General features: G+C 63.4%; 8 protein-coding genes. All 8 read right to left on the bottom strand.

Annotated elements, in window-relative coordinates; translation table 11 throughout:
• Window position 1 precedes the first annotated feature (1 nt).
• The 8 genes from NQ492_RS07615 to NQ492_RS07650 are packed head-to-tail and all read right to left on the bottom strand — an operon-like array spanning window position 2 to window position 12,856.
• Window positions 2–2,203 (bottom strand): glycoside hydrolase family 3 N-terminal domain-containing protein, encoded by a 2,202-nt coding sequence (locus tag NQ492_RS07615; protein WP_015546890.1) that lies wholly within the window; start codon window positions 2,201–2,203, stop codon window positions 2–4.
• A gap of 12 nt (window positions 2,204–2,215) precedes the next feature.
• Window positions 2,216–2,992, bottom strand: coding sequence for a hypothetical protein (locus tag NQ492_RS07620; RefSeq protein WP_015546889.1), 777 nt, complete (start codon window positions 2,990–2,992; stop codon window positions 2,216–2,218).
• Window positions 2,993–3,004: 12 nt separating this feature from the next.
• Window positions 3,005–5,722 (bottom strand): sugar-binding domain-containing protein, encoded by a 2,718-nt coding sequence (locus tag NQ492_RS07625; protein ID WP_015546888.1) that lies wholly within the window; start codon window positions 5,720–5,722, stop codon window positions 3,005–3,007.
• An 18-nt stretch (window positions 5,723–5,740) separates the two neighbouring features.
• Entirely contained in the window at window positions 5,741–7,024 is a 1,284-nt protein-coding gene (locus NQ492_RS07630) for a glucuronyl esterase domain-containing protein (protein ID WP_015546887.1), read from the bottom strand.
• Window positions 7,021–8,211: a glycoside hydrolase family 88 protein gene (locus tag NQ492_RS07635; protein WP_015546886.1), complete on the bottom strand. Its 1,191-nt coding sequence runs from the start codon at window positions 8,209–8,211 to the stop codon at window positions 7,021–7,023. The genes NQ492_RS07630 and NQ492_RS07635 overlap by 4 nt, the downstream gene beginning before the upstream one ends.
• Window positions 8,208–10,001: a glycoside hydrolase family 2 protein gene (locus NQ492_RS07640; protein ID WP_015546885.1), complete on the bottom strand. Its 1,794-nt coding sequence runs from the start codon at window positions 9,999–10,001 to the stop codon at window positions 8,208–8,210. The genes NQ492_RS07635 and NQ492_RS07640 overlap by 4 nt, the downstream gene beginning before the upstream one ends.
• Window positions 10,002–10,023: 22 nt before the next feature.
• Complete coding sequence (locus tag NQ492_RS07645) at window positions 10,024–12,081, bottom strand: alpha-amylase family protein (protein ID WP_015546884.1); 2,058 nt, start codon at window positions 12,079–12,081, stop codon at window positions 10,024–10,026.
• Window positions 12,082–12,091: 10 nt separating this feature from the next.
• On the bottom strand, window positions 12,092–12,856 hold the full coding sequence (locus tag NQ492_RS07650) for a DUF5040 domain-containing protein (RefSeq protein ID WP_015546883.1): 765 nt from the start codon (window positions 12,854–12,856) through the stop codon (window positions 12,092–12,094).
• Between the last annotated feature and the right edge of the window lie 2 nt (window positions 12,857–12,858).

Raw genomic sequence — 12,858 nt, forward strand, 5'->3', positions numbered from 1 at the left:
ATCAGTCCGTCAGCGTCAGTTTCACCTTTTTGTCCTTTACGAGGATGAAGTAGTCGCCCGGTTCGAGGAACCGGTTGCCGTCGCCGTCCGTGAAACTCAAATCCTTTTCGGGGTCGATCTCGAACCGGAACGTGCGGGTCTCGCCGCGGCGGATCGGCTGTTTCTCGAAGTGTTTCAACTCCCTGACGGGGCGTGAGATGCGGCACACGGGGTCCGATATGAACCAGTGAACCGTCTCGGCGCCGTCCATGCCGCCCGTGTTGGTCACGGAGACCTCGACCGTCACCTTTTCCCCGCGGCGCAGCGTGGTTGCCGACGGGCGCAGGTCGCCGTATTCGAACGTCGTATAGCTCAGGCCGTGTCCGAATTCATAGAGCGGCGTGCTGGGGATGTCCTGATATTTGCCCTGATGGGTGCGGCCGCTCTGGCGGCGGTTGTAGTAGATCGGAATCTGGCCCGTTGAGCGGGGGAACGTCATGGCGAGGCGTCCCGAGGGGTTGATCCTCCCCGACAGAATTCCCGCCAGGGGGTTTCCGCCCCGGATGCCGGGCTGCCACATCTGCACCATGGCCCCGCAGAGGGGTTCGAGGCGGCACAGCTCCAGCGGCCGGCCGCTGGACAGAACCAAGACCAGCGGTTTTCCGGTCTGGGCCAGTTCGGCGGCCAGCTGCTCCTGGATTTCGGGAAGCGCGATCGTCGAGCGCGAGGCGTTCTCGCCGCTCCACTGCTTTTTCTCCCCGAGGCAGAGGACCACCACGTCGGCAGCCGCGGCCGCGGCGACAGCCTCACGGAATCCGGAGCGGTCCTCGCCGTCGAAGTCGCAGCCCCGGGCGTAGAGCAGTTCGGCGCGGCCCCGGTATTCGTTTTCCAGCCCGGCGAAGAGGCTCACCGCGTCCTCTTCGCGGCCGTGTGCCGACCACGCGCCGAGCAGGTGCAGCCGGTTCTGCGCCATCGGGCCGATGACCGCGATGCGGCGGGCGGCTTTCAGCGGCAGCGTGTTGTTCTCGTTTTTCAGCAGCACCATCGACTCCTCGGCGAGCCGCTCGGCGACGGCGAGGCTCGCGGGAAGCAGGAACCGGTCCGTCTCCTCCGACTCCGGGGTGTAGGGGCGTTCGAACAGCCCGAGCCGGAATTTCAGCCGCAGAACGCGCCGCACGGCCTCGTCGAGTTTCTCCTGCGAGACCTTGCCTTCGCGGACCAGGGCGGCCAGATGGGCGTCGTAACAGCGGTTCATCATGTCCATTTCGACACCCGCGTTGAAGGCCTTTTCGGCGGCCTCCTTCCGGTCGGCGGCCACGCCCTGCGAGCGCAGCTGCTCGATGGCGGCCCAGTCCGAGACGACGAATCCGTCGTGCGCCCAGCGCTCCTTGAGCACCTCGGTCAGGATGTAGGGATTGGCCGTGCCGGGCGTTCCGCTGATGTCGTTGAAGCAGCTCATCACCGTAGCGGCTCCGGCCTCGATGCCCGCCTGGTAGGGCGGCATGTAGGTGTCCCAGAGCGTCTGACGCGAGATTTCGGTGTAGACGTAGTCGCGGCCGGCCTCCGAGGCGCCGTAGCCGACGAAATGCTTGAGGCAGGCGGCCACGCGGCGGGAGTCGGCGAGGTTGTCGCCCTGGTAGCCTTCGACCGCCGCCACTCCGTAGACGGCGTTGGCGTAGGGGTCCTCGCCGTAGCCCTCCGAGACGCGGCCCCAGCGGCCGTCGCGCGCCACGTCGATCATCGGCGAGAAGGTCCACTCGACGCCCGACATCCGCGCCTCCTGTGCGGCCACTTCGGCGGCCTGCTTCACCAGTGCGGGATTCCACGAGCAGGCCTGGGCCAGCGAAATGGGGTAAGTGGTGCGGAAGCCGTGGATCACGTCGTAGCCGAACAGCACGGGGATTCCGAGCCGCGACTGCTCGATGGCTTTTTTCTGAAGCCGGTTGCGCAGCTCGGGCGAGGTGTCGAAGTAGATGAGCGAGCCGATTTCGGAGGGAATCTTGTCCACCGGATCGGCCACGTTGTTGGCGTTGTCGTTGCGGCCGAGCGTGTATTGGTTGAGCTGCATGACCTTCTCTTCGAGGGTCATCCGCGACAGCAGGTCGCTGACGCGCTCTTCGACGGGGCGTCCGGCGTCCTTGTAGGCGGGCTTTCCGCTCCCGTTCCGGGCCTGCGCCCCGAGGGCGGCGGCCAGCAGCAGAGCGATAACGGTTATTTTTTTCATAGGTTGTGCTTGTTATTTGAACACGGGTTTGTCCGAGAGGCGCATCGTTGCGCCGGGGTCGTTGTTTTTGAGGTCGAAAACCACGATGCGGTTCCCCTTTTCGGCGAGGATTTCGGCCGGAATGAGGATCGACTGCTGTTTCTCCTCGTCCCAGAACGAGCCGAGGTAGTGGCCGTTGATCCACACCTCGCCCATGCCCCATCCCGACACGTCGAGGTAAACGGCTCCTTCGTGCGCCGCACGGTCGAACTGCCCGCGCCGGAAACAGGGCGTGTTGCACGGGCCGAGGGCTTCGAACTCGAGGGTTTCGGGATCGGTGTCGCGCACTTCGAGCGGGGTGATCGTCCAGCCGGCGATCGTTTCGCCGCCGAGGCGGGCTTCGCCGAAGAGTCCTTTCGAGTTGTCGAGAATCTCCGGGCCGTAGGTGATGCGGCCGATGTTTTCGACGTAGAGCTGCAATGTGTGCCGGCCGGGTTCGGCCTTCAGAGTCAGCGTTTTGCGGTTGTCGGTCAGGGTTCCCTGAAACACGCCGTCGAGGTAAACCGCGGCATAGTCCCGCACGTTCTCCAGTTCGAGCGCGGCCTCCCCTGCGGGAACGGTGATTGCGGCCTGGTAGAGGACGTATCCGAATTCCACCCCCACATCGCCCATAGGAAGCAGTTCGTCGGACTCGCAGACCTCGCCGTAAATCTGCGTCAGAGGGGCGCATTCGGTCATTTTCAGCTCCTGCGCCCCTGCCCGGAACAGGCCGGGCAGCAGGCAGCAGAGCAGTAGACAGATCTTGTTCATAATCGTGCGGTTTTAGCGCATGAAGGAGGTGATGAACGACTCGTCGAGTGTGACCTCGGGAGCGAAACGGTCGCTGCGGACGTAGCGGTCGATGCTTTCGAGCAGCTGGCGCGTGGCGGGGCGCTGGTCCATCTTCTTTTTCGTGTCGACCGCCAGAACGAGCAGTTTGCCGCCGCCGACGCGGGCCTCGAAGCCGATGCCGAGTTTCTCGTTGTTGTCGAAGCTGTCGATCACCTGGATGAAGGGCCGCAGCTGGCGCGGGGTCTGCTGCATCTCGATCACCTTGGCGTTCTCCAGAATGTCCCACCACTGCCAGTCGGTGTGGTATGAGGTCGGGAAGTCGGCGAACACGGGTTGCTCGGCGTGAATCAGACAGCCGATGGTCATCGGCGCCCAGGCGAACATGATCGGGTTCCAGAAATGGTTGTGGAAGGTCGATTTGCGCCCCTTGACCTTGTTCGGCGCGGGGGTCAGGACGACCTTCTTCCCTGCGGCGAGGTACTGTTTGGCCTGCTCGCCGAACTCCGTCGTGTAGAGCACCTCCGTATCCGACTGCATCAGCTGTGCGTTGCGCGGATAGACCCAGATGTCCCAGCTGTTGCTTGTCTTTTCACCGACGTTCAGGTGCACGGTCAGCTTCTGCGGGCCTCGCACCTTGCCGAGCGGAGCGGAGAACTCCCCGACGGGGAACACGCCGTCGGTGCCTACGGTCTGCGATTTCAGACTGCCCTTGGCGATGGCTTTCCCGCTGCCGTCGGTGATCGACCAGCGGATTTTCGCATTTTTGAGCGCCGCCGCGCCGAAGTTGTAGACCTCGGCCTTTGCCGTGAAGGTTTCGTCTTCGAACCAGGCGCTTTTCGGGTAGCGGAGCAGCGCCACGGTCGGCGCGCAGAAGGCCCGCCAATCCTCGGGCGTCACCAGTCCCTTGGAGTCCCAGAACGGATCGAGCACACCCACCGGGGCGTAACCCTGGCCCGGGAAGTCGTTGAGCGACAGGAGCTGAAATCCGGCCGATTTGGACGAGCGGAGCAGCGCCTCGATCACGGCCTTGTACTCCACGACGGTCAGCGCGCCCGAGGCCCGGAAGAAGTCGTGGGCCTGATCGCCCATGCCGTTGGCGGTGAGCATCTCGCGCCACAGTTCGAAGTTTCGGGCCTCGACCGGTCCCGTGTATTTCCCGATCTCGCGGAAGTCGGGATAGACGCACCGCTGGCCCGACTCGTGGGAAATTACCGGAACGTCCACGTCCGACTCCTTGCTGCGTTCCCAGTCGGTCGAGGGCCGTCCCTCGTAGACCTTCACGGGGCCTTTGTTGGTCTGCTGCGAGACGTAATACTGGTCGGACGGGACGCGCGTGCGGGCCGTCGAACCGCTGTACAGATGCCGCGTGTCGAGTTTGCGGCCGTCGGCGGTCAGCTCCTCGATGAAGTCGAAGTTGCCGGTGATCTCGTTGCCGTTGCAGTAGAGGATGAACGAGGGGTGGTTGCCGTACTCCTTGAGGATGGCGCGCATCTCGCGGCGGAAGAAGTCGTAGCGCGCTTCGTCCGGCTCGGCGTCCTTGCCCCACATGGGCATCTCGACTTCGAGGTAGACGCCGTGGCGGTCGGCCATGCGGAACGCCGCGGCGGGAGGGCACCACGAGTGGAAACGGATGTGGTTCAGTCCGTAGTCCTTGACGATGCGCATGATACGCTCCCATTCGGCGTCGCAGACCGGGGCGTGGCCCGTTTTCGGGAACACGGCGTTCTCGACGGTTCCGCGCAGGTGGAGCGGACGGCCGTTGAGCAGGATGTGGTTGCGGCCCTGCGCCACTTCGCGCATGCCGAAGGTCGCCGACTTCTTATGTTCGAAGGACTCTTTTCCGGTGCCGGTCAGCAGCGTGCACTCCACGGTGTAGAGGTTCGGGTTGAATTCGTCCCAGAGTTTGGCCTCCTTTCCCAGCTGGAGGGTCTCCTTCAGGCTGACCTTCTCCCCGTCGCCGCTCACGGGAAATTCGCGGGTAAGCTCAAGCCCGCTGCCCGTGACGGTGAACTGCGCCCGGCCTTCGAACGGCTTTTTGGTGTGGTTTTCAATCGCCATCTCCACCCTGACGCTGTTCGTCGCGAGGTCGGGATACAGCTGCATGTCGTCGATGTAAACGGGGTCTACGGCCACGAGTTTCATCTCGCCGAGGATGCCGTTCCAGTTGATCTGCGTGAACTCCGTGTGGGCGTGGTTCCATTTGTGGGTGTTGTACTGGAACCGGTTGTCGATGCACACCGTGATGCGGTGCGTCTTGCCCGGGGTGACGAAATCCGTCAGGTCGTGGTTGTGGGGGACGCTGATGTAGTCCAGTCGGCTCACCTCCTTGGTGTCGACCCATACCGAGCTGAGCCAGTGGGTGCGCTCGAAATAGAGGAAGATGCACTTGCCCTTCCAGTCGGCCGGGAACTCGATGTCGCGCTGATACCACGCCGGACCCATGTACTCGTAGACGCGCGTCAGGCGGTCGACATGGCGGTAGGGTGATTTGTAGCCGATTTTGTAGTCGTCGGTGATGCCGGGGAGCATGATGGTCTCCTGGAGTTGGTGGTTGTAGCGCGGCGAAAGCGATCCCCTGCGGAAATCCATCACGTCCGTCTGGAACCTCCACTCTCCCGAGAGGTCCATTTCGCGGGTCTGGGCGGCCGCCGGGGAGAGGGAGCCCAACAGCACGGCCGCGAGAAGCAGTTTTATAAACCGGTTTTTCATGTATGGTGTTGTTTTAGATTATCGTTTCAGGTGTTTGTCCGCGAATTTCACGAATTGCCGCCAGTCGTAGAGCGTGATGTCGTGGTCGCCCGAACGGACGTGGTGGCCGATGTGTCCCGACAGCACGGGCGCGTCGGTTTGGGGCAGTTCCGTTCCCGAAAGTCCCACCAGGCCGAACAACTCGTAGACCGGCGTGGCGTGGACCCCCGCGAGGAACTCGCCTTTCGGATCGGCCCAACGGTCCTCGACGGCGCTGGCGATATACACCGGGCGCGGGGCTATCAGCGCAATCAGTTCGTGCTGGTCGACGGGCAAAGCCGCCTCGTTGCCCGAATACCGGTTGAAGTTCCCGCAAAACCAATGCGGGAAAAGGCTGTTGATCCTGGCTACGGTTTCGCCGTAACAACGCCGCGACAACGCCGCGCCGCCGCATCCCGAGTCGTTCGACACGGCCATGGCGAAGCGCGGATCGACGGCTGCGGCCCAAAGGGCCGTTTTGCCGTGCCGCGAATGCCCGATGACCGCCACGCGGGAGGCATCGACATCCTCGTCGGTTTCGAGGTAGTCCATCGCGCGGCTCAAGCCCCAGGCCCAGGCCGCGATCGTGCCCCATTCATCGGGGGCCGGTTTGGTCTGCCCCTCGCGGTAAAAGAGCGGGTGAACGCCGTTTTGGAAGCCGTCGTCGTAGTCGGGGTCGATGTCGCCGCGGTAAATCGTGGCGAGGCCGTAGCCGTTGGCGATCAGCATCTCGACCGGCCACCGTGATGCCGCCGCGGCGCGCGGGAACCCTTTTGCGCGGACTTCGCTGCCGCCCTCTTCGCGCGGCTTCATGCGCGAGACCGACTCCGTGACGAGCGGGTCGTCGCAGATCGTGTGGTTGCCCTTGAAATTCAGCCCCAGAAAGACCGGAACGGCGTCGGTGCGTTTGTTGGGGATGTAGAGCAGGATGGTCATGAAATGTGCGTCGCTCTCGGTGAAGTAGACGGCGATCTCCCGGCGGGTGGCCATGTTGCCCAGCGTGTAGCGGTCCTCGCTCAAGACCTCGAAATGCAGTCCTTCGGGACGGCCGGGGGCTTTTCCGTAGACCTCGCTTTCGAACAGCGACAGCAGTTCGGGACGGCGTTCCGAAGTCCACGTTTCGGCGTCAGTCACCTTTTTGCCGGCGATGGTTGTCAGCGGGTCGGGCAGCGTGTAGGCCGGAACCTGCGATTCGTCGTAGTTTGTCGCGGGCATCTGCGCCCGGGCGCAGAACAGGGTCAGGCCGCAGAGCGGCAGCAGCGCGTATTTTTTCACGGCGGTCATGGCTGCAATCGGCGTTTGATGCGCGTGAGCGCCTCCAGATAATAGTAGTCGGCGTAGGTGAGCGGCACGTCGACCTCCGAGGAGAAGGGATAGGCTCCCGTGCTGTGCCGGAGAATGAAGCCTCCGTTCTCACCCGCCGGAGCGGTGTATTCGGGCGAGGCCAGCGTGCGGATCTGCTTTTCGGCGAAAGCCATGTACCGCTCCCCTTCGGCTGCGGGCACGAAGCCGCTCAGCTCGACCAGCGCCGAGGCCATGATCGCGGCCGCCGATGCGTCGCGCGGCGTGGAGGCGAGGGCCGGAGCGTCGAAATCCCAGTAGGGAATCCCGTCGGCGGGCATGTTCCTGTGGTTGATGAGGAATCCGGCGATGCCGCGGGCCTGTTCGAGGTAGCGGGCGTCGCCCGTGAGGCGGTACATGCAGGTGTAGCCGTAGAGTCCCCATGCCTGTCCGCGGCTCCAGGCCGAGGAGTCGGAGAGGCCCTGATGGGTCTGCTTGAGATGGGGCTGTCCCGAGATCGTGTCGTAGGAGACCAGGTGGCAGGAGCTGAAGTCGGGGCGGAAATGGTGTTTCAGCGTCTTGTCAGCATGCGATACGGCCATGTCGCGCAGCGACTTGTCGCCCGAACGGTCGGCGGCCCACATCAGCAGTTCGAGGTTCATCATGTTGTCGATGATGACCGGATACTGCCATTTGTCGCGGTTGTGGTCCCACGAGCGGATCAGCCCTACTTCGGGTTTGAAGCGCGTCGCCAGCGAGCGCGCCCCGGTGAGCAGCACCTCCTCGTAGGACTTGTCTCCCGTGAGGCGCAGTCCGTTGCCGAAACTGCAATAGAGCATGAACCCCACGTCATGGTTGTCGGTGGTGTGTTTTTCCCGCTCGACGCGTGCGGTGAACATCCGGGCGTACTTCAGCACCCGGGGGTTGCGGCCGTTCTCGTAGACGTACCACAGCACGCCCGGGAAAAAGCCGCTGCACCACCAGCGCGAATCCGACGAGACGTCCTCGCCGTTCTCCCACGTGCGCGGCAGGCGGCCTTCGCGCGCACTGTACTTCTCGGCCATCAGCAGCGTCTGCCGCTCGGCGCCGGCCAGCGCCTTGTCCACGACGGTCTCCAGCGGTTCCCGCCCGCCTCCGGCGCAACCTGCGAGCAGGACGCCGAGAAGCGTGTATGTCAAAAACTTCTTCATCTTCTTTTAATTTTGTCGTAATAGGCTTTCATCAGATACCACGCTTTCTTGCGGTATCCCTGATCGGAAACCAGCCCCTTGCGGTTCCAGCCCTCCTGGTTGGCGGGGTGGAAGCGGAACGGCGAGCGGAAGTCGAACAGAATCCACGGCGACACGCCCCGCAGGTTGGGGATGTTCTCGAACATGCGCAGGTTGTCGCGGTAGAGGGCCTCCTGATACTCCTCGCTCCACGAACTGGCCACATCGGCCGGGCCGTGCTGGCCGTAGAGCGCCTCGCCGCCGAATTCGGAGATGATCAGCGGTTTGCCGCGCGCCACGTCCCACACCGCCTTGTCGGGCGTGAGGGGCCACGGGTGATACCAGCCCATGTATTTGTTGATGGCCACGACATCCAGTTCCCCGATGAACGGGTCGTCCATGACGAACAGCTGCCGCTGGCGGTCGAAACGCACCAGATCGAACGCCGCAACGATCAGGCGCGTGTCGTCGATCTCCCGGCAGCATGCGATCAGGTGGCGCAGGAAGGCGTTGCGCGGCCCGGAAGGCTGCGTCTCGTTGGCCACGCCCCAAAACGTCAGGGCGCAGCGGTTCTTGTCGCGCGTGACCATCTCGCGGATCATGCGGCCCGCCTTTTCGCGGGTTGGGTCGTTGGCGAAGTCGATGCCCTGCCAGATGGGAATCTCCTCCCAGAGCAGGAAGCCCATCTTTTCGGCCAGCCGGACGATATGTTCGTTCTGCGGGTAGTGCGCCAGACGGATCATGTTGCAGCCGAGTGCCTTGGCCTCGCTGAGCAGCATCACGGCGTCGGCCTCGGAGTGTGCCCGGCCCATGCGCTGGGGGATCTCTTCGTGGAACGAGATCGACTTGAGGAACACGGGCGAGCCGTTGAGGACGATCTCTTCGCCCTCGGTGCGGATATTGCGGAACCCGATCGACTCCTCCACCCGGTCGCGGTCCGTGGAGACGATCACCCGGTAAAGTTTCGGATCGGCGGGGGACCAGCGTTGCAGTCTCCTGACCCGGAACGACGCCGAGGCCGTACCGGTCGCTCCGGCAGTGACGGTCCGGTCTACGTTCAGTTCGGGAATCTCGATCCGTACGGCCGTTCCGGCAGCGGCGCCCGCCAGCTGCACATCGGCGTCGATCCGGTCGTCGGAATCCTTGCCGAGGCGGATGAAATAGTCCCGGATAAAAGCGTCGGGCACGCTGACGAGCATCACGTCGCGCGTGATGCCGCCGTAGTTCCACCAGTCGAAGGCCATCGCCGGGATGGCGTCTGTGGTGCGGGTGTTGTTGACCTCCACGGCCAGAAAGTTGCCTTCGGGCCTGAGGCGGCCCGTCACCTCGATCTCAAAGGGTGTGAATCCGCCTTCATGGGCGCCGATCTCCTCGCCGTTGAGGTAGACCCGGCAGCGGTAGCTGACGGCTCCGAAATAGAGGAACTGCCGCCGGCCGGTCTGCTCGGGGGCGTCGAACCGCCGGGCATACCACACCGTGCCTTCGTAGTATTTCAGCTCGGGCATCTGGCAGTTCCAGTCCGAGGGAACGTCGAGCCGCAGGCCGTTGTCGAACGAATATTCGTAGAAATCGGTCTTTCCCTCCGGCCTGCGGTTGAGGTAGATCTTGTTTTTGCGGCCCTGATCGTAGAGATCGACGATGGCGTCCCACTTTCCGTTGAGCGACTGCACGTCGCGTCCGTAAACGTTGGTGATCAGCTCCTGGGCTGCGATGTCGGCCGCCGCGAGCAGCAGCAGAGCAAATGACAGGATGAATTTTATCGGTGTTTTCATTGTTATCAGGATTTGTGGTTCGTCAGCGGATCTGTTCGTAGCGGTACATCGCGTAGTCGTTGGGCGCGGGAAGTTCCACCTCCAGCGTTCCGCGGCGTCCGGTCTTCTGCACGGCGGCCTTCCCGCTCCCCAGCACCGGCGTGAGGCGCACTTTCGAGTTCTCGGGGAGCCATGTTTCGATCCGGGCCTTCCGGTCGGGGTTCTGCTCGCGGAAGAAGATCAGGTAGCCCTGCTCGCCGTCGACCGACTGGAATCCGGTCCACGAGCGGCCCGACGGTTCGTCGCCCACGGGGAGGATCACTCCGCGGTGGAAATCGTGCTGCACCTCTTTGTAGCGTTCGATCAGCGCGCCGATGCCCAGCGCCTCTTCGGGCAGTCCGCTCGCCTCCATCCAGGCCAGCGGCTGTCCGGCCATGGTCGTTGCGAAGAGGTATTCGAAACTGTAATTGGCCGGGGCGAACGGGTCGCCGGCATATTTTTCCGTGTTGCGCCATTTGTTGAGGAACTCGATCTGGAGCTTCTCCGCGGGGACGTATTTGGAGAGCATCCACAGGTTGCGCAGCGTCCAGTAGGGGTAGTAGTTCTGCCAGTCGGTGTAACGGTTTTCGAGGAAAATGTTGCCGTACTCGTTGAACATGTGGTAGCCTCCGCGGCGTCCGGCCGTGGCGTCGAGGTTGAAGACCACTCGGCCGCCCGTCCGCTCCAGCACGCGGTCGAACAGCCGCCGCAGGTTGCTTTCGGAGCGTTTGTCGGGGATTGCCAGTCCGTCGATCTTGAACGTGCGGATGCCGTACTCGTCGTAGAGACCTACGAGGGCCTGCGCGTCCTTCTCCCAGTCGGCATAGCCATCCTGTACGCTCGGGTTGAACCAGAGGCAGATCTCCACGCCCAGTTCCCGGCCCAGCTCCACGACAGGGTGCAATCCCCGGGGGTATTTCTCCGGGTCGGGTTTCCAGTAGTCGGGATTGTCCCAGATGTTTTTGAACGACCCCTTCGCCACGGCGGAGTTGGGGCTTTTGCCCACCTGCCAGCCGTCGTCGATCTGGAAATGCGTGATGCCCAGATGCGCGGCCTTGCGGACCTCGGCCAGGCAGAACCGTTCGTTCACCTTCGTGTCCTGGCTGCGGTCGCCCCATGTGTTCATCATCACCATCTCGTCGCGTCCGGGAAGCAGCTTCCGTAAATTTTTCTGGTAGCTCCGCAGGGCCGTCAACTGTTCGAGTTCTCCGCCCGACCAGACTCCGAGGACGCATCCGTAGGCTTTCACCCACTCCCCTTCGCGGAGGTCCTTCTCCGTCACGCCCAGTCCCGTCACCGTGAAATCGCCGAACTCCGCCGTGAAGTCCCCGCCGCCATAGGCCAGTTGCACGCCCGAACCGGGGGCTTCCTTCAGGAAGAAGAATCCGCGGCCGTTCTCGGCGTTGCGGGCGAAGAGCAGGTTGCCCCGGTAGCTGTTTTTCCGGTAGGGAATGACGTCGGTTTCGAAGACCAGGTTGTTGTTCCAGTCCGTGACGTCCTGGAACTCCACGATCCGCGTGTGCCAGTGGAACCCGCCGGGGTTGAACCGGTCGAGGGTCGCGGCGACCGGCTGCGACTGCATGTCGGCGGTCGATTCGATGTTCTTGCGGTCGGCGGCGTTGACCGCCCGGCTCTCGGGAAGCTGTGCGGCGCTGCCTTTGAGGTAGGTGTCGCAGGCGATCGCCGGAGTGTCGGCGCAGATGCGGTAAACCCGCCGCACGTCGAGCGTTCCCAGCGAAAATTCCACGGTGATTTCCAGCCGCGCCGGATGGATGTCGGTTTCGGCGATCCGTTTCGTCGAGCAGCGTCCGCCGGTGCTTCGGGTATCGCCCGCGACCTTGAAATCGGGCGTCAGGGAACGGGAAGTCCACACCTGTCCCGACGAAAAGTCGGTCAGGCTCTGCGTCATCAGGTTGCCGCCGTTCCAGACGAACCGGCGTTCGATCCGGGAGTTGCCGATCGTCAGGGTGTCGTTCTGCAAACGGCTGTAACAGCCCTCCTGCGGGAAGGCGGACGTGCCGCAGAGCAGCATCGTGAACAGTATCGGGAGTGTGTGTTTCATGGTCGGGATTCTATTTTGCCGGCAGGATTCTGCGCATCGTGTCGGTAAAGATTGCAGCCATCCGCTGCTGGATGTATTTGTCTTGGCCCCGCTGGGGATGCCACCCGTAGGCGACGCCTTCGATGGTTTGCGTGTCCTGGGCGTGGAGCAGGCTCTGCTGGGTTCCGGTGGCCGGGTTCGGAGTGTCTTTCGAGAAGCCGATGTTCCTGTCGAACTCCACGAGCGGCAGGCCCCACCGTGCGGCGAGGCGCCGTATGGCGGCGTTGTAGGTCGTCCGCGCGTCGTGCCAGTCGGTGCAGAGGACGATGACGGCGGGTTTACCCGATTTCGTGCCGTAGTACTTCGATTTCGGGTCGTCCTTCAGGGCGTAACACTCGCTTTGGTAGCGTTTGATGACGTAATCGAACGCCGCGGCGTAGTTGCTTCGGTCGAACGGCGTCGTGTAATCGGTGTACTTCTCTTTCAGGCCGCCCGTGGCCGAGACGTCGCGGTTGTGGACCTGCATGATGACCAGCGCATCCATCTCGTCCAGCTCCCCGGCGTTCCAGAGCGTGCCCTCGGCCATCCGGTTGGCCGTGTCGGCGATCGACTCGCCGCCGATGGCCCGGTTGATAGCCCGGGCGTCCAGTTGCCGGCATCCGATTTCGAACCAGCCGTTCTGCGGCGAGGCGAACGAGGCCCCGGTGAGGAGGATCGTATATTTCGCGTTCTCCTGCGCTGCGGCATGCCCCCACAGCAGGGGCAGCGCAAGCAGCAGTGTCAGTAGTTTTTTCATTG

It is taken from the genome of Alistipes shahii WAL 8301, from assembly GCF_025145845.1.
GTDB classification, from domain to species: Bacteria; Bacteroidota; Bacteroidia; order Bacteroidales; family Rikenellaceae; genus Alistipes; species Alistipes shahii.